This window comes from Paraburkholderia phymatum STM815 (genome assembly GCF_000020045.1).
GTDB lineage: Bacteria > Pseudomonadota > Gammaproteobacteria > Burkholderiales > Burkholderiaceae > Paraburkholderia > Paraburkholderia phymatum.
In genome coordinates this window covers 569,441-590,628 of sequence record NC_010622.1, presented here as the reverse complement: position 1 = coordinate 590,628, position 21,188 = coordinate 569,441, and the positions used below count along the sequence as shown (strand labels likewise).

Sequence of the window (21,188 nt, the reverse complement as noted above, 5' to 3'; positions counted from 1 at the left end):
AAAGCCGCGCCGCATGCAAGAATGACGACTGCGTCGCCGACTAATTGTTACCTCGCCAGCGAAAACCTCTCCACCACCCTCCCGCCAAACACATTGACAGCAAGTCCGGCCATCACCAGAACAGCGCCGCCAATCTGCGCAGCGGATAACGACTCGTCGAGAAACACAGAAGCAGAAGCCAGCCCGACAATCGGCACGAGCAAAGAGAAGGGGGCCACCTGCCCCGCCGCATACCGCGACAACAGCCGGCTCCACAACCCATAGCCCAACAGCGTCGCAACAAACGCCAGATAAACAATCGCGAACAGCGACGACTCGCCGATCCCCGTCAGCGCCGCCTCGATCCGCCGCGGCCCTTCGAACAGATACGACAGCACGAAGAACGGCACGGGCGGAATCAAACTGCCCCATACGACGAGCCCCACCAGATCGACCTTGCCCACCTTCTTCGTGACGATATTGCCGAGCGCCCACATGACGGCCGCGCACAGCGTGAGGATGAACCCGGCGAGCGTCATCGAATGGCCACCCTGTATACCGATCACGCCGAGACCAGCAGCCGCGATCACGAGACCAAGCACGTTCTGCGCGCGTAAGCGCTCATGCAGAAAAAGCGCGGCAAAGCCAAGCGTGAAAAACGCCTGCGCCTGCAGCACGAGCGACGCAAGACCTGCCGGCATGCCGACGTACATCGCGGAAAACAGGAACGCGAACTGCCCCAGCGAGATGGTCGCGCCATACGCGAGCAGCCAGCGCCACGGCATCTGCGGCCGCTTGATGAAGAACACCGCCGGAAACGCGGCCAGCATGAAGCGCAACGCGCCGAGCAGCATCGGCGGCACGCCGTGCAAGCCAACCTTGATTACGACGAAGTTCACGCCCCACGCAACGACGACCACCAGCGCTAGCAGCAGGTCTTTCGGCGACATCTGGACTCCTGTTTTTACTTGTATCGGAACCGGACAGTGTAGCGGAGCATCGACATCCGCATCGCCCGCTTCGCACGACGTGCGCTGACCGTATGTCGCGCCTTCGGACGCATGCGGTCACCGCCGGGCAGTAGAATGACCCGTCTTGTCCCCACCAACCGAGCTCGTCATGTCCACATCGATCAAAGCGGTTCTCAAGCCCCATGTCCGCGACATCGGCAATCTCGCCGTGCGGCGCGTGCTGCCCGCGATGGCAGCACGTCTCGTCGGTCCGTTCATCTTCTTCGACCACATGGGACCCGCCACCCTGCCCGCCGGCACGGGGCTCGACGTGCGACCACATCCGCATATCGGCCTCGCGACCGTCACCTATCTGTTCGAAGGCGCGATCATGCATCGCGACAGCCTCGGCTCCGAACAGAAGATCGTCCCCGGCGACGTCAACTGGATGACGGCCGGCCGCGGCATCGTCCATTCGGAACGCACGCCCGAACCTGAGCGCATGAACGGCTCGACGGTGCACGGCATCCAGACCTGGGTCGCGCTGCCGCTCGCCGACGAAGACGCCGAGCCTTCGTTCGAACATCACCCTGGCGCGACGCTGCCCGAAGTCGAGCGCAACGGCGTCGTGCTGCGCATTATCGCGGGTCAGTCGTTCGGCAAGACGGCGCCGACTCGCACTTTCTCGGGCACGCTGTATGCTGCCGCCCACTTCTCGCCGGGCAGCGCGCTCGCGCTCGAACCCGAGCATGAAGAACGCGGCGTGTATCTGGTCGACGGCGATCTGTCGCTCGACGGCGTGCCGCTCGACATCGCCACGATGGCCGTGCTGATCCCCGGCGAAACCATTACCCTCGCCAGCACGAAAGGCGCGACGGTGATGCTCCTGGGCGGCGAGAAACTTGAAGGCGAGCGTTTCATCGAATGGAATTTCGTCGCGAGTTCGCGCGAGAAAATCGAGCAGGCCAAGCTCGCGTGGACGAACCAGGAGATGGGCAAGGTGCCCGGCGAGACGGAATGGATCCCGCTGCCCGAGCGCAAGCCGCGCTAGACTGAACGACATTCAGGCAACGTCGTGCCGCCATGCGGGCCAGCGCGTGCCGCATTGAAACCGCGCGCGCCGCCCCCAACTACTATGCCTACCGATTCAAGGAAGAGATAGCAATGGACACCACTCTCGCCACTTTCGAAAAGGACGTCATCAGCGCATCGATGCTCGCGCCCGTACTCGTCGACTTCTGGGCGCCGTGGTGCGGACCGTGCAAGACGCTCGGCCCGATGCTCGAAAAGCTCGAAGCCGAGTACGAGGGCAAGTGGCGTCTCGTGAAAGTGAACGTCGACGAAAACCAGGAGCTCGCCGCCCACTTCCAGGTGCGCAGCATCCCGCACGTCGTCGCATTCGCGGACGGCCGGCCCGTCGATCAGTTCATCGGCGTGCTGCCGGAAGGCCAGTTGCGCCAGTTCCTCGATCGTCTCGTGCCCGACGGCGCGGAAGCAGCGCGCGCAGAAGCGTCCATCGCGATCGCCGAAGGACGCCGTGAAGATGCGTACAACGCACTGAAAGCCGCGCTCGCCTACGACCCCGGCTTCGACGAAGCACGCCTCGATCTGATGGAACTGCTGCTCGAAGACAACCGTATCGACGAAGCGCAGAACGAAAACGATCTGCTGTCGCCCAAGACCACGCAGGGTATCGACGCGCGCTACAACGCGATCAAGACGCGGCTCGATGCCGTCGATGCCGCCGCCGACCTGCCGCCCACGGGCGCGCTCGAAGCGCGTGTCGCCGAAAACCCCGACGACCTCGAAGCGCGCTTCGATCTGGCCAGCGCGCTCATCGCGCGGCGCAAGTACGACCCGGCGCTTGAACATCTGCTCGCCATTGTGCAGCGCGACCGCACGTTCCGCGAGGACATCGGCCGCAAGACGATGCTGTCCGTGTTCGATCTCGCGGCGCATCAGCCGGAGCTGGTGGGCAAATGGCGTCGCAGGCTGAGCGCGTTGTTGAACTGAGCGCAGTTAAGACCGAGCGTTCTCGCGCGACTACGAAAGAACGCGGCCACGAGCCGCGTTTTTTGATTCACGCGCAATGCTATTTGCGCCTCACGCCGCCTGCTTCGCCAGCGCGCGCAGCACATGCGACACGGCCGCGAAACCGAAACTCGCCGTCACGCACACACTCGACCCGAAGCCCGCGCAGTTCAAACCCACGGGACCGTGATGGCCCGGCGACGTCGTGACGTGTTCGGCCAGTTCGTCGATATCGCACACGGCAGCTTCAGGATAGATGAGCGGCTCGTCCGAATACACCGCGCTCACCTTGAATTTCGCTTTCGGCCCGCGCGGAAAGCCATGCTGCTTGCGCAATTGTGCGCGCACTTTCGACAGGAGCGGATCCTGAATGGTCTGCGCCAGATCGTCGATACGAATCCGCGTCGGATCAAGCTGACCGCCCGCGCCGCCCACCGTGATCAGCGGCTGCCTGTGCTCGACGCACCACGCGATCAACGCCGTCTTGGTGCGCACGCTGTCGATCGCGTCGACCACGAAGTCGAAGCCGGCACCCAGCACCTTGTCGAAGTTGTCGGGCTCGATGAAATCTTCGATCAGCCGAACATCGCACTGCGGATCGATGAGCTTGATGCGCTCGGCCATCGCGTCGACCTTCGGTTTGCCATAGTTGCCGTCGAGCGCGTGAACCTGCCGGTTCGTATTGCTCTCGGCGACGTTGTCGAGATCGATCAGCGTGATCTTGCCGATCGCCGTGCGCGCCAGTGCTTCCGCGGCCCACGAGCCGACCCCGCCAATGCCGATGACGGCGACATGCGCGCGCTCGAACGCAGTGAGGGCGTCGGCGCCATACAGACGCGCGACACCCCCGAAGCGGCGCGCGCGGTCAGCGGCTGCATGCTCGTTCTGGTCGGTAGTAAGATCGGATTGCCCGGTGACAAGAGGCGTGGACATGGTAGGTAGCTCGGCGAATTCAGGCATGTGCATGCGGAGGAACGCGTCGATACGGCGTCGCGCCCTGCGTTATTGCGCGGTATGGCGCGGGTCTCTGCGTGCTTTCAAGCCGGTATTTTGCCTGATCATGCAGACGCCGGCCCACGGGCGAGGCGAGGCCGCCGTGCAATGTGCAGAGAACATGGCCCGCCTCAACGCAGAAAAAGCCGTCCTTCGCTATACTGGCCCCACTGTAGCGCTTGCATAACAATATGAGCACGCTTGCCGACCTCCGCAAAAACTATTCGCTTGGTTCGCTGGACATCTCCGACGTCGATCCGAATCCGTTCGGTCAGTTCGACAGGTGGTTCAAGCAGGCCATCGACGCCCAGCTCCCCGAACCCAACACAATGACGCTTGCAACGGCCGACGCACGCGGCCGGCCTTCGGCACGCATCGTGCTGATCAAGGGTGTCGACGAGCGGGGCTTCGTGTTCTTCACGAACTACGAAAGCCGCAAGGGCCAGGAACTCGCCCAGAACCCGCACGCAAGCCTCCTCTTCTACTGGATCGAACTCGAGCGTCAGGTCCGCATCGAGGGCACCGTCGTCAAGACGAGTCCCGAAGAAAGCGATGCGTACTTCGCTTCGCGTCCCGTCGGCTCGCGCATCGGCGCATGGGCGTCGGAACAGAGCAAGGTGATTGAAAGCCGTGCAGCGCTGGAAGCGCGTGAACGTGAATTCAGCGCACAATACGGAGAGAACCCGCCGCGTCCTCCGCACTGGGGCGGCTATCGGCTGATTCCCGACGCAATCGAATTCTGGCAAGGACGGCCATCGCGTTTGCACGACCGGCTGCTGTACACGCACAGCGGTGGTGCCGGCTGGACGATCACCCGTCTGTCGCCCTGACACATCGTACGCCGGCGCGCGGCCCGTCGTGCTCCGCACAGCATGACGCGCCGTGTCGAAGGCAGGATCGCGTGCGTGCTGCTCGAAGCACGAACGCGCGGCCTGTGATGGCCCGCGCGCGGCGCACTGCGATTCGACAGGCTTTGCTTTGATTCATTGGACACGGAGAAATCACATGTTCTGGGAGAAGAAGCTGGCGCAGTGGGTGGAAGAAGTGAAAGCAAAGGCCAATATTCCGGCGCGCCTCGTGCTGTGGGATGGCCAGCAACATGACTTCGGCACGTTCGCCGCGCCGCAGGTCACGCTGAAAGTGAACAGCGCGTCCGCGCTGCCTCTCCTGCTCGAACCGAGCCTCGACAATCTCGGCGAGGCGTATGTGAAGGGCAAGATCGACATCGAAGGCAAGCTGTCGGACATCATCAACATCAGCTACTCGCTTGCACGCAGCACCGTGACCAGCGCAAGCAAGCTGGCGCGCGTGCGGCGCTATTTCAATCACACGAAGACCTCGGACAAGAAAGCGATCCAGTATCACTACGACGTCTCGAACGAGTTCTACAGGCTGTGGCTCGACGAGAACATGGTGTACTCGTGCGCGTACTTCGAAAACGGCAACGAAGATCTCGCCACCGCGCAAATCAAGAAGATCGATCACATACTCACCAAGATCCAGGTGCAGCCGGGCCACCGTCTGCTCGACATCGGCTGCGGCTGGGGCGCGCTCGTGCTGCGCGCGGCGCAGAAGTTCGGCGCGAGATGCGTGGGCGTGACGCTGTCGCAGAACCAGTTCGACCTCGCGACGCAGCGCGTGAAAGACGCCGGCCTGGAAGGACAGATCGAAATCCGTCTGCAGGACTATCGGGATGTTGAAGGCCAGTTCGACCGCATCACGAGCGTCGGCATGTTCGAGCACGTCGGCCGCAAGAATCTGCCCGGCTACTTCCAGAAGATCCACGACCTGCTCGTCGATGACGGCATCGCGATGAATCACGGCATCACGTCGACGGACTATGACAGCGGCGAAACGGCGCTCGGCGGCGGCGAATTCATCGACCGGTACGTCTTCCCCGACGGCGAACTGCCGCACATCAGCCTTGCACTCGAATCGATGCAGCGCGGCGGGCTCGAAGCTTTCGACGTCGAAAGCCTGCGCCGTCACTACGCGCGCACGCTGGACATCTGGACCGAGAATTTCGAGGCCAACGCCGCGAAGGCGCGCACGCTCGTCGAAGACGAGAAGTTCCGCATCTGGCGCGTCTATCTCGCGGGCTGCGCGTATGCGTTCGAGAACGACGACGTGTCGATCTACCAGGTGGTGTGCCGCAAGGCCGGCCGCAGCGCACAAACGCTGCCCTGGTCGCGCCGCTTCATGTACGAGAAGGCGCTGTAAAATCGCGTGATTCCGTTTTGGCTGCGCCGCGCGCTGTTGTGTACGGCGTGCGACGCCGCAAACCCACTCACGCCAGACATCGATGCAACAGGACACGCCGGCCGGCACCGCGCAACCCGACATGTTCGGCAACCCGGTCGAGGAGGCAACGGCTTCTTCGGCTACCGATGCGGCACCCTTCGCATCGGCTTCCCAAACGGCCCAGCCACCGCCTGGAAAACGCCGCGCCCGCGACGTCCTCGCCGCTTCCCCTTCCGACGACCTGCTTCAACTCGCCAGCCAGTTGCCGCCGCAAGTGCACCTGGGCACCTCGACCTGGTCGTTTCCTGGCTGGAAGGGCATCGTCTACGGCGATGACTACAGCAACAGCAAGCTCTCACGCGATGGCCTCGCGGCGTATGGCGCGCATCCGCTGCTGCGTACGGTGAGCATCGACCGCTCGTTCTATCAGGCGCTCACGCTCACCGACTATCTGCGTTACGCGCAGCAGGTGCCGGACCATTTCCGCTTCATCGTGAAGGCGCCCGCGCTCGTCACCGACGCGACCGTGCGCGCCGAACGCGGCGAGCCCGTGTCCGGGAATCCGTGCTTTCTGAACGCGCAACTCGCCATCGACGAATTCGTGCGGCCGTGCATCGACGGACTCCGCGCGAAGGCGGGTGCACTCGTGTTCCAGTTCTCGCCGCTGCCCAACGCGATGCTCGCGCAACCGGCGCTATTCGTCGAACGGCTGACGGCGTTCCTCGCCGCATTGCCGAAGCTGGAGGGCGACACCTGCTATGCCGTCGAAATACGCGATGCCTGTCTGCTGACGCCGCGTCTGATCCGTGCGCTGAAGGCCACGGGAGTGCGCTACTGCGTCGGCATTCACGCGCGCATGCCCGAACCGTCGCGCCAGGCCGCTGCGCTCGCGATGCTCGACGACGAGCCGTCCGGTCCGCTGATCGTGCGTTGGAGCCTGCACGGCGGCTTCAAGTACGAGCAGGCGAAAGCGAAGTACGAACCGTTCGACAAGCTCGTCGACGAAGACCCCGACACCCGCACGGCGCTCGCCGAACTCGCCGCGCGTTACGCGATTGCGGGTCAGCCGGTGCTGATCGCGGCGAACAACAAGGCCGAAGGCTCCGCTCCCCTTACATGCGTGAAGCTGGCGGAACACATTGCAGCCGCTTGCGAGCGGCTTCGCGGCGCGCAAAAAGAAAACGCGGCCGAAGCCGCGTAGTCGAACAACGGCGCAGCCGCTCGGGTTCGCACCGCTCACATCGACACACCCCCAATCAAACCGCGCTCACGCCCCCGCCTTGATCCGATGCGCGAACTTCTGCCGGAACTTCGCCACCTTCGGCGCGACGACGAACGCGCAATAGCCTTGATCAGGATGCTGCGCGAAGTAGTTCTGGTGATAGGCCTCGGCGGCCCAGTAGTTGCCGTCGAGCGACAGCACCTGCGTGACGATCTGGCCGTCGTAGACGCCTTCGGCGCCGATTTCGCGGATCGCCTGCAGCGCCGTCTCGCGCTGCGCGTCGGAGTGCGTGAAGATCACCGACCGGTATTGCGTGCCGACATCGTTGCCCTGGCGGTTAAGCTGCGTCGGATCGTGGATCGCAAAGAAAATGTCCAGCACCTCGCGATAGCTGATGCGCGCCGGATCGAATTCCACCTTCACGACTTCCGCGTGACCCGTGTTGCCGTCACACACCTGCTCGTAGGACGGATTGTCGGTCTGTCCGCCCGCATACCCCGATTCCACCGACGTCACGCCATCGACGCCGAGAAACACCGCCTCCAGACACCAGAAACACCCGCCGCCCAGCGTGGCGGTCTCGACTGACTGACTCATGCTCGCTCCTTGGAATGGCTCGCCGCGACGTCCGTCTCGAGGACAAACGCACCGCTCGCCGCAGTCACCTGGACACTCTTCACCGCATCCGACCGGCCCAATCTTCCGCGTTTTCGGGGATTCATGCATGCCGTATGCACCATCCATACCAAGCGGCCGCCCTTGTCCCGCCGCCCCGCAGCGCCAAGGCCTGTGCGATTGCAGTTAAAATTGGGACAATTCGCCGAATTTCTACATGACCTTCGAACCGTTTTTCTCCATCTGGTCGCTCCATCAAGCGGTCCGTTCGCCGGAATGCCCCAGCCGATGAAGCGCGCCAACCCGCCCAACTTCGACGACGCCGCTTTTCGCCGCGCGCTCAGCCAGTTCGCGACCGGCGTTACCGTGATTACGACACGCGCACCGTCGGGCGCGCTGATCGGCATTACGGCCAGCTCGTTCAATTCCGTCTCGCTGACGCCGCCGCTCGTGCTGTGGAGTCTCGCGACGCGTTCGGCCTCGATGCCCGTGTTCCGTTCGAACAGTCATTATGTCGTCAATGTGCTGGCTTCGTCCCAGCTCGATCTGTGCAAGCGCTTCGCAACGGTGAAAGGGGACCGCTTCGAGGGCGTCTCGCATGCGGCGGGCGACACGGGCATGCCCGTGCTCGACGGCGCGCTGGCATGGTTCGAATGTCATAACCGCAGCCGCTACGATGAAGGCGATCACGTGATTTTCGTCGGCGAAGTGGAACGCTGCGGCGTCCATGAGCAGGCGGCGGAGATCGCGCCGCTCGTGTTCCAGAACGGCGGCTTTCACGGCCTGACACTGCTCGATTGAGCAGCCGCCCGCGGCCCGTTGCGGCGGGTGGGCCTTCCCGATCCAGCCGCTAGCCCGGCTGCTGCACTTTGGGGCTCGTCACCAGCGACACGGGCACGCCCGAATCTTCCTTGAGCGTCTGGAGCACGATGTTCGAGCGGATGTCCATCACGCCCGGCGCCTTATACAGCCGGCCGAGCACGAAATCCGAATAGTGCTTGAGATTGTGGGCGAGTACCCGCAGCAGATAGTGCGTCTCTCCCGTCACGACGAACGCGCCGATCACCTCCGGCCAGTCGCGCAGGGCTTCCGCGAAGCGTTCGTGCCAGTTCTCGTGGTCGTTGCGCATCGACACCTGCACGAACGCTTCCAGTTCGAACCCCAATACCTCGCGGTTCAGGCACGCGCGATAGCGCTCGATCACGCCCTGCTCCTCCAGCAGTCGCAAGCGGCGCAGACACGCCGACGGCGAAAGCGAGATGCGCTCCGCCAGATCGAGATTGCTGATGCGTCCTTCGTGCTGCAGCACCGTCAAGATACGGCAATCGGTGGCGTCTAGTGAGATCGCGTTCATTTTCGGTCTCCCTTTCCCGTTTGCCTCAAATTATGTTCCAAAGGGGGCGAAATAAACAGTTTTTTTAGCAAGCACATTTCGTCTGATGCGGCCTATCATCGTTCCATAGCTGCCAGATGCACCGGGGACACATGGACACACTTTGGGATATCACGCCTGCCGTGGACACGGCGACGCCCGTCTGGCCGGGCGATACGCCCGTCGGCATTGAGCGGGTGTGGCGGATGGAGGCGGGGTCGCCCGTCAATGTTGCGCGCCTGACGATGTCGCCGCACACCGGCGCGCACACCGACGCGCCGCTTCACTACGACGCCGGGGGCGTGGCAATTGGCGCGGTGCCGCTCGATTCCTATCTGGGCCGCTGCCGCGTGATCCATTGCATCGGCGTGAAGCCGCTGGTAATGCCGGACGATCTCGCCGGGTCGCTCGACGGAGTGCCGCCGCGCGTGCTGCTGCGCACCTATCGCGAAGCGCCCACGACCTTCTGGGACAGCGGCTTTTGCGCTGTCGCGCCTGAAACGATCGATCTGCTGGCCGCGCGCGGCGTGAAGCTGATCGGCATCGACACGCCATCGCTCGATCCGCAGGAATCGAAGACGATGGATGCGCATCACCGTATTCGCGCGCATCGGATGGCGATACTCGAAGGCATCGTGCTCGATGCCGTCGCACCCGGCGACTATGAACTGATCGCGTTGCCGCTCAAGCTGTCGACGCTCGATGCCAGTCCGGTACGCGCCGTACTGCGCTCGCTTACCTGAACCCACGGCATTCCGCCGGAACGCTCTTTCGACTGAACGAACCATCATGAATCAACGTGAAGAAGCACTCGCGTTCGACGCAGCCGATCCGCTCGCGCCGTTGCGCGACCAGTTCGCGCTCGCGCCGAACGTCATCTATCTGGACGGCAATTCGCTCGGCGTGCCGCCCGCCGCGGCCGCACAACGCGCACAGACCGTGATTGGCGCGGAATGGGGCGAAGGTCTGATCCGCAGCTGGAACACGGCCGGCTGGTTCTCGCTGCCGCGACGCCTCGGCAACAAGCTTGCGACGCTGATCGGCGCGGCGCACAACGAGGTCGTCGTCACTGACACGATTTCGGTCAACCTGTTCAAGCTGCTGTCGGCGGCGCTTCGCATGCAGGACAAGCGCGACCCGAAGCGTCGGGTGATCGTGTCCGAGCGCTCGAACTTTCCGAGCGACCTCTACATCGCGCAAGGGCTGATCAAACTGCTCGATCGCGGCTATGCATTGCGCCTCATCGACGACCCGTCGGAACTGCCCGCCGCGCTCACCGACGATGTCGCCGTCGCGATGATCACGCACGTCAATTACCGCACGGGCTACATGCACGACATGGCCGCCGTGACGAAGCTCATCCACGACAGGGGCGCGCTCGCGCTCTGGGACCTCGCGCATTCCGCGGGCGCGGTGCCCGTCGATCTGAACGGGGTCGGCGCGGATTGCGCTGTCGGCTGCACGTACAAGTATCTGAACGGCGGTCCCGGCTCGCCCGCGTTTGCGTGGGTGCCGCATCGGCATCAGGGCGACTTCGAGCAGCCGCTGTCCGGCTGGTGGGGACATCGCGCGCCGTTTGCGATGGATCCCACGTATGCCGCCGACGACGGCATCGGCCGCTTCCTGTGCGGCACGCAGCCGATGGTATCGATGGCGCTCGTCGAATGCGGTCTCGACGTGTTCCTGCAAACCGACATGCAGGCGATCCGCAAAAAGTCGCTGGCGCTGACGGATCTGTTCATCGAACTGGTCGAGACGCGCTGCAAGGAGTTTCCGCTCGAACTCGTCACGCCGCGCGCGCATGCGCAACGCGGCTCGCACGCGAGCTTCGAGCATCCGCATGGTTATGAGGTGATGCAGGCGTTGATCGCGCGTGGCGTGATTGGCGACTATCGCGAGCCGCATGTATTGCGCTTCGGCCTTACGCCGCTGTACACGCGTTATGTGGATGTGTGGGATGCCGTCGAGCATCTGCGCCACGTGCTCGCGCACGAGACCTGGCGTGCGCCTGAATTCGCCGCACGCGGCGCAGTGACTTGAGGAGCGCGCGATGACCGATCACATGAAGATGATGGAAGCCACGCCGGCGCAAGGCTGTCCGTTCGGACACGGCGGCACGCCGACGCTGCGTACGGATCACGCTTCGCACATGGCTGTCGATGAAGGCGAGGGTTGGCACGACGCGCAGCTCGATTTTTCGAAGTCGATGAGTTACGGCGATTATTTGTCGCTGGGTTCGATTTTGCGTGCGCAGCACCCTTTATCGCCCGATCACAACGAGATGCTGTTCATCATCCAGCATCAGACGAGCGAGCTGTGGATGAAGCTCGCGTTGTATGAGTTGCGCGCGGCGCTGGCTTGCGTGCATCGGGATGAATTGCCGCCTGCGTTCAAGATGCTCGCGCGTGTGTCGCGGATTCTCGAGCAGCTTGTGCAAGCGTGGAATGTGTTGTCGACGATGACGCCCTCCGAATACACGTCGATGCGGCCGTTTCTCGGCAGTTCGTCGGGGTTTCAGTCTTATCAGTATCGCGAGCTTGAGTTCATGCTTGGAAACAAGAATGAGCAGATGCTCAAGCCGCATGCGCATCATCCTGATGTTCTTGCCGAGGTCAAAGCTGCGCTCGAGGCGCCGTCTTTCTATGACGAAGTGATTCGCCTGCTTTCGCGGCGCGGGTTCGCTATCGATTCGTCACGGCTCGAGCGTGACTGGACTCAGCCTACCGTGTATGACGCTTCTGTCGAGGCGGCCTGGCTGGAGGTTTATCGCAATCCGTCCCAGCATTGGGAGCTGTATGAGATGGCCGAAGAACTCGTCGATCTTGAGGATGCCTTCCGCCAATGGCGGTTCCGGCATGTGACCACAGTTGAACGCATTATCGGGTTCAAGCAGGGTACGGGTGGCACTAGCGGTGCGCCTTATCTGCGCAAGATGCTGGACGTCGTGTTGTTTCCTGAGCTGTGGCAGGTTAGGACGATGTTGTAGTGGTCACCTGCGGCGCGGCTTTGCCGGTCTGGTTTTTTCTTTCACCGGCATCTGCGTAGTATCCGCGTGGTATCTGCGTGGTGCTAGCGTTGCCTGCACGGGCAACGCATGAAGTGCGCGGAGATCACGCGGATGCAGCGAAAAACATTTACCTCGCGGTGTAGCCGCCATCAATCGGTAAGGCAACACCACTGATCATGGAAGCAGCATCGCTCAGCAAAAACAAAATCGGCTCAGCGACTTCTCGCGGTTCAGCGAACCGCTTCAACGGAATCGCCTGCAAAGCCGGATCACGCTTGAAAGGCTCGCTCCAGGCCTTCACTGCCATCGGCGTCAAGGTAACGGTTGGATTCACGCTATTCACGCGAATGCCATGCCCCCCAAGTTCAACACATAAAACACGAGTAATGGCATCCATAGCCGCTTTAGACGCGCAATAGCTCAGATGATCCTCAAGGCCCACGAGCGCCGCCTGGCTAGACACATTGACAATACTGCCCGCGCGCCGAGCGCCGATCATCCCACGCGCAACATGCCGCGCCACTAAAGCCGCGCCGCGCGCATTCACATTCATCACGTTATCGAAGCTCGCTGCCGTCGTGTCGATCGCACGCTCGAGCACCGTCGTGCCCGCACAATTCACAAGGCCATCGAAGACGACATCGAGCGAACCCAACGCTTCGTCAATGGCGTGCTCGTTGCCGACATCGAGCACCAACGGCTCACAGCCCGCCTCCTCGGCAAGCCGCGCCAACTCACCCACATTGCGCGCCGCCGCCACAACCTGCGCGCCGCTTGCGCACAACAGCTCGACCGTGGTGCGGCCGATGCCGCTCGATGCGCCCGTCACGAGTATCGAGCGACCGGAAAAATCAAAGGTCATGTTCATTTTGCTTGCAGTCGATGCATGACCGGCTTCAACGCCGGATACAGTTCCGTATAAATGCCGAAGCGCTCCGCGTACATCGCCTGTCGCGCCGCATCGGGCTTCACGCGCTCGATCAGCTTCACCCAGCCGCCACGCGCGGTCTCTTGCGAAATCAGCCTGGTGCCATATGCCGCGAGCAACGCCGCGCCCATCGCCGCTTCGACCTCCTGTTCGATCGTGTACACAGGGAAACCCGTGATATCCGCGATGATCGACATCCACAGGTCCGAATGCGCCGCGCCGCCGACGACGATCAGCTTGTCGTCCAGCGACTTCGCTCCCTTGCGCCCCGCGACGATGTTGTGCTGCAGCGCGAACGCGACGCCCTCGAGCACCGCCCGATACAGATGCGCCCGCGTGTGATACAGGTTCAGACCGACGAACGCACCACTAGCCTTCGCGTCCCACACGGGGCTGCGCTCCCCCATCAGATACGGCAAGAACATGACGCCATCTGCACCGGCCGGAATCTGCGCCGCGTCTTCTTCGAGTAACTGATGCGCATCGCCGTCGGGTATCGCCTTGGCGGCTTCGATCTCGGCGTGGCAGAACTGCTCGCGGTACCACGTCACCGATGCCCCCGCCGTAATCGCGCCGCCAAACACGTAAATGTCCCGCAGCCCGTTGAACACATGCGGCATGCTGACCAGTCCATGCCGCGCATCGACGCTCTGATTGATGTAGCCCCAGCACATGCTCGTGCCGATCATCGCGACATGTTGGCCCGCGCGCGTGACGCCGGCCGCATAGGTGGCCATTGCAGCGTCGACGCCGCCCGCGACGATCGGCGTGCCCGCTTCGAGACCCAGCTGCTCCGTCCATTGCGACAGCAAGCCGCCCACGACATCCGACGATTCGACGAGATGCTCCGGCATCATCGTTGCGGGAATGCCGAGCATGTCGAGCGCTTCGTCGGACCAGTCGCGCTTCGCGATGTCGTACACGCCGCCGATGTTGCCCGCCGAACTGTGATCGACAGCGACTTCGCCCGTCAGCAGATAGATCACGTACGCGTTGGGCGGCAGGAAGAAGCGCGTGTTCGCCCACACGTTCGGCTCGTTGTCGCGCAGCCACAGCATCTTCGTATAGCCGTAGTAGCTGTCGACGCTATTGCCCGTGATCGCATACAGACGGTCGAGATCGACGTTTTCGCGGACCCATTCGACCTGCGCGGTCGCGCGCCGGTCCATCCAGATCAGACACGGATACAGTGGCTTCATGTCGCTGTCGACGGGGATGCCCGAGCCGCCATACAAGCTGCTCACGCACACGGCCTTGATCGCGTTCGACGCGACACCCGCTTCGCGCGCCTTGGCAACGCAGCGCGCAATGCATTCGACGACCGCCTTCGTCCACACGGTGGGCCACTGCTCGGCCCACAACGGCTTCGGCGTATCCGGGTGATAGCTGCTCGAATGCTGCGCGGCAATGGTGCCGTTCTGATCGACGAGCACGGCCTTCGTACTCTGCGTGCCGATATCGACGCCGATGACGTAATTCATAGTGTCTCCGTGTGCGCGTCTGCACGACGCGCACTGTGCATTTTTCGAATGACGGACGAACTATCCAGCTAGCGGGCAGGCTTCAACAACACCTTGATCGAATCGAGCGAATTCGCGACCTTGATCGCTTCGTCCCATTCTTCGAGCGAAAAACCGTGCGTGACGATGCCTTTCGATGTGACGAGTCCGCGCGCCAGCAAATCGATCGCAACCGGATAGCAGTAAGGGCCGAGATGCGCGCCGCGCACATCGAGCTCCTTGCGGTCGCCGATGATCGACCAGTCCATTGTAGTCTCCGCACCGAACACGGAAAACTCGACGAAACGCCCAAGCTTGCGAATCAGGTCCATGCCCTGATTCACGCCGGCGGGCACGCCCGTCGTTTCGATGTAGACATCGCAGCCATAGTTGTCCGTCAGCGACTTCACGATGGCGAGCGCATCGTCGTTCTTCGGATTGATCGTCACATCGGCGCCATATTCGCGTGCAAGTTCGAGACGCTCGTCGACCAGATCGATCACAACGAGTTTCTTCGGCGTCTTCAGGTGCGCGACTTGCGTCATCATCAAGCCGAGCGGCCCCGCGCCCGCGATCACGACGACATCGTCCAGTTGAATGTCGCCGCGATTGACGGTGTGAATCGCGCACGCGAGCGGTTCGATGATCGCGGCATCTTCGAGCGAGATGCCATCGGGAATCTTGTGCACGATCGCCGTCGGCGGAATGCGCATGTATTCGGCCATACCGCCGTCCGCAACTTCACGCTGGAAGCCGAAGATGTTGTGCACTTCGCACATCCAGTACTGGCCGGACCTGCAATAGCGGCATTTACCGCACGGCACGATCTGTTCGGCAATCACGCGGTCGCCCTTCTTCACGTCGAAATGCTCGGCGGCCCCTTCACCGAGTTCTTCGACGTAGCCAAAGAACTCATGCCCCGGAATCACGGGCGCCTTCACCCACGGGCTCGGTCCGCCCCAGAACATCTTCGCGCCAGAATGGCATTTGCAGTCGCTGGCACAGATACCGCACGCGGCGATGCGAATCACGAGTTCGTGCGCGCGCGCCTGTGGCTTCGTCACGCGTTCGACGCGATAGTCTTTCGGCGCGTGACACACGATCGCCGTCATGCTTTTGCTGTTGTCCTGAGTAGTCATTGCATTGCCCTGCTTGTAAGTGGAGAACAGAGGAAAGGGAACCGTTACTTCTTGCGTTCGCGGCTGATGTAGATCGCGAGCAGAATGATTCCGCCCTTGATCACGTTCTGCACATACGGATTCACGCCGACCATGTTCAGGCCGTTGTTCAGCACGCCGAGCAGCAGCGCACCGATCAGCGTGCCGATGATCGAGCCGCGTCCGCCCGAGATCGACGTGCCGCCCATCACCACGGCCGCGATCGCATCGAGCTCGAAGCCGACACCCGCGTTCGGCTGGCCGCTCATCAGGCGCGACGTCAACACAATGGCCGCAAGCGAAGACGTGAGCCCGGCAATCGTGTAGACGATCAGCTTCACGCGCGCGACGCGAACGCCAGACAGACGCGTCGCCTGTTCGTTGCCGCCTATCGCATACACGTAGCGGCCGAACGGCATGCGTTCGAGCAGCAGCCACGCAATCGCATAGACCACGAGCATGATGAGCACGGGCGCCTGAATGCCGAACACCTTGCCGCTGCCGAAGAAGCTGACCCATTCGGGCAAGCCGTCGATCGGATAGCCGCCCGTGTAGATGAGCGCGAGGCCGCGCGCAATGCCCATCGTTGCGAGCGTGACGATGATGGGCGGCATACCCGCGAACGCGACGAAGAAGCCGTTCGCGACGCCGAAGCCGAGCCCCACCGCAACGCCGATGACGATCGCCGCGACGCCGTTGAGTCCCGCCACCATCAAGCCGGCGGCGAGCGTGCCCGATAGCGCCATCACGGAGCCGACGGACAGATCGATGCCGCCCGTCAGGATCACGGCCGTCATGCCGACCGCGATGATCGCGTTGATCGACACCTGGCGCAGCACGTTTTCCAGATTCGCGCCCGACAGGAAGCTGTCGCTCGCGAACACCATCACGATGCACACGACGAGCAAACCGATGAACGGATAGAACAGCGTCGAGCGCTTGATGCTCGCCCAGTTCAGGCGCAACGGCGCGCCCGGCGTGTCGGATGCAACCGTCGAGGTCTTCGGAGAAGAGTTAGGCGTGTTCATGCTGCATTGCTCCACGAGTGCCGGCTGTTGCACCAGCCGTTGCATAAGTCATCACGGCATTCGATTCGATCTGCTCGCCTTCGAGAATCGCTTCGATGCGCCCTTGCCGGAATACGGCGACGCGATCGCACATGCCGACGATCTCCGGCAGTTCCGACGAAATCATGATGATCGAGTAGCCGCGCGCGGTGAGTTCGCGCATCAGCACATAGATTTCCGCTTTGGCGCCGACGTCGATGCCGCGCGTCGGCTCGTCGAAGATGAGAATGTTGGTGTGGTGATTCAGCCAGCGCGCGATCACCACTTTCTGCTGGTTGCCGCCCGACAGCGTCGCGACTTCAGTGTGCATCGTCGGCGCCTTCACACCGACGCGCTTCATGATGTCAGCCGTCGCCTTCGCTTCGCTGCCGTGATCGATGAAGAAACGTGCCGTGCGGTATTTGCCGAGGTTGTTGATCGAGATGTTCTGCTTGATCGAGAACGACGTAATCAACCCTTCCGTCTTGCGGCTCTCGGGCAGAATGCCGATGCCCGATTTCAACGCATCGGCGGGATCCGTCAGATTCACTGCCGCGCCGTTGACGCGAATGTCCTTCACGTGGGCCGCGTCCGCGCCGATCACCGCGAGCGCCGTCTCCGTGCGGCCCGAGCCGACGAGCCCCGCGAAGCCCAGTATTTCGCCCTCGCGCAGCGAGAAGCGATTGACGGGTCCGTCCTTATGCAACTGCAACGCGTTCACTTCGAGCACGTGCTTCGCATCGGGAGGCAGCGTCGGCTTCGGCGGAAAGCTGTTTTCGATCTTGCGTCCCACCATCATCTCGACGAGCCGGCTCACGTCCGTCTGAGCGACGTCCGTCATACCGACATACTGCCCGTCGCGCAGCACCGTGATGCGATCGCACACTTCGAAAATCTCTTCGAGGTGATGCGAGATGAAGATCATCGCCACGCCCTGCTGTTTCAGATCGCGCATGATCGTGAACAGATGCTCGGCTTCGGCGGGCGTGAGCGTGGCCGTCGGCTCGTCGAGGATCAGGATGCGCGCGTTCAGCGACAACGCCTTGCCGATTTCGACGAACTGCTGCTGCGCGACGGACAGCTCGCGGATCGGCACGGACAGATCGATCGCCACGCCAAGCCGCGCGAAAATCTGCGCGGCCGCGCGGCGCATCTTCGTGCGCTCCAGCATGCCGAAGAGATTGTGCAGTTCGCGTCCGAGGAACATGTTCTCGACGGCATTCAGATACGGAATCAGGCTGAACTCCTGAAACACGATGCCGACGCCGGCCGCCACGGCATCGTGATAGCTCATGAAGTGCCGCGCTTCGCCGTCGATCACGATCGTGCCGTCGTCGGGCTGATAGATGCCGCACAAGATCTTCATCAGCGTCGACTTGCCCGCGCCGTTCTCGCCGAGCAGCGCGTGAATCTCGCCGCGCGCGATCTCCAGATGAATGCCCTGCAACGCCTTCACGCCCGGAAAGCTCTTCGTGATGTTGTCGAGTTTGAGGATCGTGTCCATCGCGTTTCCTTGTTCATGCGGTGCCGCGTGCCTGCACCCGTCACCGCATACACGACGCCTTGCTTACCAGCTGAAGCCCTTCGCGTTGTCCTTGTCGACCAGTTTCACGTCGACGGGAATCGTCTTCGGCACATTGGCGCCCCACTTCTTCGCGAGCGCCACGCCGATCGCGAGGCGAATCTGGTCGCGTGGGAACTGCGCGGACGTTTCGATGAACTTCGAGTTCGGCTTCTGGATTGCGGTGATCGCTTCCGGCGCGCCGTCGACGCTCGTCAGCTTGATGTCCTTGCCCGACGATTCGATGGCGGACAAGGCACCCATCGAGCCGCCGTCGTTCACACTGAAGATGCCCTTCAGGTTCGGATGCGCCTGGATCATGTTCTCCGTGACGGACAGCGCCGTTGCGCGCTCCTGCTTGCCGTTCTGCGTGTCGACGACCTTCACATTCGGGAACTTCGCGAGCGCCGCCTTGCACCCGCGCACCCGCTCGAGAATCGGCACGACGGGGATGCCATCGAGAATTGCCACCTCGCCGCTGCCGCCGATCGCCTTCGCGAGGTATTCGCACGACATCTGGCCGGCGTCGAAATTCTTCGAGCCGACAAACGAATCGACAGGGCCGTTCGCGTTCGCGTCGACCGCGACGACCACGGCGCCTGCCTTCTTCGCAGACGTGACGGCCGACTGGATACCCGTCGAGTCGGTCGGATTCACCAGCAGAATGTCGATCTTCTTCTGCAGCATGTCTTCGACGTCGCTGACCTGCTTGCTCACGTCGTGGTGCGCGTCGGTGACGACGACCGTCGCGCCGATCGACGCCGCGGCATCGTTGAGCGCCTTTTGCATCGTTACGAAGTAAGGATTGTTCAGCTCCTGGAACGTCATGCCGATCTTCAGCGGCGCGGCGTCCGCGGCGGCGGGCGCCAACAGCGGTGTGCCGAGCATCACGGCGGCGAAGGCGAGCGTCGCGCGAAGGCGCAGCGTGCGGGGCTGTTGCGATGTGCCATTTGATGCGTTGCTATGCGTCATGGTTTGTCTCCGTTTATGAGGATGAGTGCTTCCCTCGCGCTGTCTGAAGCGCGATGAGGAGGTGAAACGTCGGGATTGCTGGGGTGCCCTAGTTCGTCGGCAGCGGCGAACCGCGAGGCGGATGCGCGGGTGCGGCGCGCGGCTGGCCGTGCGCATGAACCTGCGTTTGCGCGGCGGGCACGATCGAGGGCGCATTGGCGATGCCCTTGCCTTGCGCCGCTGCCGCTTCGGAAGCGACGCGGCTCGCGTCGTTCAGTTGCTGGAAGCGGCGGAACTTCGACGGGGCCATGCCCTTCGCGGTAAGAAACTGCCGGTTGAAGTTCGACAGATTGTTGAAGCCGACCTTGTAGCAGATGTCGGTGACGCTCAGCTCATCGTCCATCAGCAGCTGGCAGGCGAGGTTGATGCGCATCCGGTTGACGTACTGCACGAACGTCAGGCCAGTATGCCGGCGAAAGTATCGCGAGAATGCGCTCACGCTCTGGCCGGCGAGCTGAGCGAGTTCGGACTCGCGCAGTTCCGATGAAAGGTTTTTACCGATATACGACAGCACGTGATTGATGCGCGTCGACGCGTAGCTGGTCGGGTCGATCTGATACGCGGGGCTCGCAAGCAGTTCGCGGTCGCTCGCATTCAGCAGGATTTCCATCATCGACAAGAACAGCACGATACGGCGCAGGCCGCGCGCGTCGAGCAGTTCCATGAAGAGCGGCTGGATCTTCGCGCTGGTCTGCGCGCCGAACGACACGCCGCGCCGCGAATCCGCCAGCAGCGCTTCGAGCGTGCGCCACTCGGGGAAGCTCTGCGTGCAATGCGCGACGAAGTCCTGCGGGAACTGTACGACGAGATTGCGCTGTTCGATCGTCACGCCTTCGGGCACTTCGCTCACCCAGTTGTGCGGCAGATTCGGGCCCATCAGCACGAGATTGCCGGGCGCAAAAGGACCGATGTAATCGCCGACAAACATCTTGCCCGTCGTCGCAACGATCAGATGGATTTCAAATTCCGGGTGGAAGTGCCAGCGCACCGTGCGGTATGGAAAGCCGTGATACCACGCCTTGAACGACTCGTCGCGGCGCACGGTGACCAGTTCGAGATCGGGTTGCACGTCGGTCTCCCGATGCAACGGCTCAGCGGCCCGGCTGCGCACATCGACACGCAGGTCGATGCACGTGCAACCAGGTAACCGGCATGACGATGCCCTTCATCTGTCTTCCTCCTGTGTCTGCGCCGCTCTTGTTGTGTGTAACGAAAGTTAGTCCCCGGACGCAATGGCGGCCACTAGAAATAAGACCGCGGACCGATACTTTTTTGCATTCGGGTTAATCCTGGCGCTTTCGTTGTCAAATTTGATGCAATGCAACAGCACTGCGAGCGCCCGCCGCATAAGACCGGGCCGGGAGCACCCCACACGCCGGACCGACCCGCCCCGTCGCGCTGCGCCACGAAAAGCCGCCTCCTGCGCCTTGACATTCAGCCGCTCGAATACGATCATTAGTTCACGCGCAGAGCAAATGTTCTTGCACTCGAATACACTGGCGCACAACGCCGGCACAGCTTCTAGACTTATCCGAAGGAACGCACGCCAAAGCACGTGCGCATAACACGTTCAAAA

At 62.5% G+C, this 21,188-nt stretch carries 20 protein-coding genes; 9 read left to right on the top strand and 11 right to left on the bottom strand.

All coding sequences use genetic code 11. The features are described 5' to 3' along the window. Window positions 1-47: 47 nt before the first annotated feature. On the bottom strand, window positions 48-929 hold the full coding sequence (locus BPHY_RS02605) for an O-acetylserine/cysteine exporter (protein ID WP_012399935.1): 882 nt from the start codon (window positions 927-929) through the stop codon (window positions 48-50). A gap of 169 nt (window positions 930-1,098) precedes the next feature. Between BPHY_RS02605 and BPHY_RS02600 the strand changes: the two genes are divergently transcribed. Both BPHY_RS02600 and trxA read left to right on the top strand, forming a co-directional pair. Beyond that, entirely contained in the window at window positions 1,099-1,980 is an 882-nt protein-coding gene (locus BPHY_RS02600; RefSeq protein ID WP_012399934.1) for a pirin family protein, read from the top strand. 113 nt (window positions 1,981-2,093) lie between these two features. After that, complete coding sequence (trxA, locus tag BPHY_RS02595) at window positions 2,094-2,942, top strand: thioredoxin (protein WP_012399933.1); 849 nt, start codon at window positions 2,094-2,096, stop codon at window positions 2,940-2,942. Window positions 2,943-3,032: 90 nt separating this feature from the next. On the opposite strand, the gene tcdA is transcribed toward trxA, so the two are convergent. Further along, window positions 3,033-3,893 (bottom strand): tRNA cyclic N6-threonylcarbamoyladenosine(37) synthase TcdA, encoded by an 861-nt coding sequence (gene tcdA, locus BPHY_RS02590; protein ID WP_012399932.1) that lies wholly within the window; start codon window positions 3,891-3,893, stop codon window positions 3,033-3,035. Window positions 3,894-4,144: 251 nt separating this feature from the next. Here tcdA and pdxH point away from each other — a divergent pair, with 251 nt between their 5' ends. The 3 genes from pdxH to BPHY_RS02575 all read left to right on the top strand — a co-directional run bounded on the left by pdxH (window position 4,145) and on the right by BPHY_RS02575 (window position 7,395). Beyond that, on the top strand, window positions 4,145-4,783 hold the full coding sequence (gene pdxH, locus BPHY_RS02585; protein ID WP_012399931.1) for a pyridoxamine 5'-phosphate oxidase: 639 nt from the start codon (window positions 4,145-4,147) through the stop codon (window positions 4,781-4,783). A gap of 175 nt (window positions 4,784-4,958) precedes the next feature. Then, window positions 4,959-6,173 carry an SAM-dependent methyltransferase gene (locus BPHY_RS02580; RefSeq protein ID WP_012399930.1) on the top strand — a complete coding sequence of 405 codons (1,215 nt, stop codon included), beginning with the start codon at window positions 4,959-4,961 and terminating at the stop codon, window positions 6,171-6,173. A gap of 82 nt (window positions 6,174-6,255) precedes the next feature. Further along, the gene (locus BPHY_RS02575; RefSeq protein ID WP_012399929.1) at window positions 6,256-7,395 is read left to right on the top strand and encodes a DUF72 domain-containing protein; all 1,140 of its coding nucleotides are present in this window, start codon (window positions 6,256-6,258) and stop codon (window positions 7,393-7,395) included. 66 nt (window positions 7,396-7,461) lie between these two features. Here the strand turns inward: BPHY_RS02575 and msrA are convergent, their stop codons facing one another. Then, a complete protein-coding gene (gene msrA, locus BPHY_RS02570) occupies window positions 7,462-8,013 on the bottom strand; it encodes a peptide-methionine (S)-S-oxide reductase MsrA (protein WP_012399928.1) in 552 nt (183 codons plus the stop codon). Window positions 8,014-8,319: 306 nt separating this feature from the next. On the opposite strand from msrA, the gene BPHY_RS02565 reads away from it, so the two are divergent. Beyond that, window positions 8,320-8,832 carry a flavin reductase family protein gene (locus BPHY_RS02565; protein WP_041763244.1) on the top strand — a complete coding sequence of 171 codons (513 nt, stop codon included), beginning with the start codon at window positions 8,320-8,322 and terminating at the stop codon, window positions 8,830-8,832. A 49-nt stretch (window positions 8,833-8,881) separates the two neighbouring features. On the opposite strand, the gene BPHY_RS02560 is transcribed toward BPHY_RS02565, so the two are convergent. Beyond that, window positions 8,882-9,385, bottom strand: a complete 504-nt coding sequence (locus BPHY_RS02560; protein WP_012399926.1) for an Lrp/AsnC family transcriptional regulator — start codon at window positions 9,383-9,385, stop codon at window positions 8,882-8,884. Window positions 9,386-9,516: 131 nt separating this feature from the next. On the opposite strand from BPHY_RS02560, the gene kynB reads away from it, so the two are divergent. From kynB to kynA, 3 genes are read left to right on the top strand one after another with little or no spacing between them, the layout of a single operon-like run. Further along, window positions 9,517-10,146 (top strand): arylformamidase, encoded by a 630-nt coding sequence (gene kynB / locus BPHY_RS02555; RefSeq protein WP_012399925.1) that lies wholly within the window; start codon window positions 9,517-9,519, stop codon window positions 10,144-10,146. A 46-nt stretch (window positions 10,147-10,192) separates the two neighbouring features. Further along, the gene (gene kynU, locus BPHY_RS02550) at window positions 10,193-11,443 is read left to right on the top strand and encodes a kynureninase (RefSeq protein ID WP_012399924.1); all 1,251 of its coding nucleotides are present in this window, start codon (window positions 10,193-10,195) and stop codon (window positions 11,441-11,443) included. Window positions 11,444-11,453: 10 nt separating this feature from the next. Further along, window positions 11,454-12,389 carry a tryptophan 2,3-dioxygenase gene (gene kynA / locus BPHY_RS02545; protein ID WP_012399923.1) on the top strand — a complete coding sequence of 312 codons (936 nt, stop codon included), beginning with the start codon at window positions 11,454-11,456 and terminating at the stop codon, window positions 12,387-12,389. A 148-nt stretch (window positions 12,390-12,537) separates the two neighbouring features. On the opposite strand, the gene BPHY_RS02540 is transcribed toward kynA, so the two are convergent. From BPHY_RS02540 to BPHY_RS02510, 7 genes are all read right to left on the bottom strand, one after another. Continuing rightward, window positions 12,538-13,278: an SDR family oxidoreductase gene (locus BPHY_RS02540; RefSeq protein ID WP_012399922.1), complete on the bottom strand. Its 741-nt coding sequence runs from the start codon at window positions 13,276-13,278 to the stop codon at window positions 12,538-12,540. Then, entirely contained in the window at window positions 13,275-14,819 is a 1,545-nt protein-coding gene (locus BPHY_RS02535; RefSeq protein WP_012399921.1) for an FGGY-family carbohydrate kinase, read from the bottom strand. Before BPHY_RS02535 ends, BPHY_RS02540 begins: the two co-directional genes overlap by 4 nt. Before the next feature lie 68 nt (window positions 14,820-14,887). Further along, the gene (locus tag BPHY_RS02530) at window positions 14,888-15,976 is read right to left on the bottom strand and encodes an erythritol/L-threitol dehydrogenase (RefSeq protein WP_012399920.1); all 1,089 of its coding nucleotides are present in this window, start codon (window positions 15,974-15,976) and stop codon (window positions 14,888-14,890) included. A gap of 44 nt (window positions 15,977-16,020) precedes the next feature. After that, window positions 16,021-17,022, bottom strand: coding sequence for an ABC transporter permease (locus BPHY_RS02525; protein WP_012399919.1), 1,002 nt, complete (start codon window positions 17,020-17,022; stop codon window positions 16,021-16,023). Next, window positions 17,009-18,544 carry a sugar ABC transporter ATP-binding protein gene (locus tag BPHY_RS02520; protein ID WP_012399918.1) on the bottom strand — a complete coding sequence of 512 codons (1,536 nt, stop codon included), beginning with the start codon at window positions 18,542-18,544 and terminating at the stop codon, window positions 17,009-17,011. Before BPHY_RS02520 ends, BPHY_RS02525 begins: the two co-directional genes overlap by 14 nt. A gap of 63 nt (window positions 18,545-18,607) precedes the next feature. Next, window positions 18,608-19,573, bottom strand: coding sequence for an ABC transporter substrate-binding protein (locus BPHY_RS02515; protein WP_012399917.1), 966 nt, complete (start codon window positions 19,571-19,573; stop codon window positions 18,608-18,610). A gap of 88 nt (window positions 19,574-19,661) precedes the next feature. Further along, entirely contained in the window at window positions 19,662-20,681 is a 1,020-nt protein-coding gene (locus BPHY_RS02510; protein WP_012399916.1) for an AraC family transcriptional regulator, read from the bottom strand. Window positions 20,682-21,188: the final 507 nt, after the last annotated feature.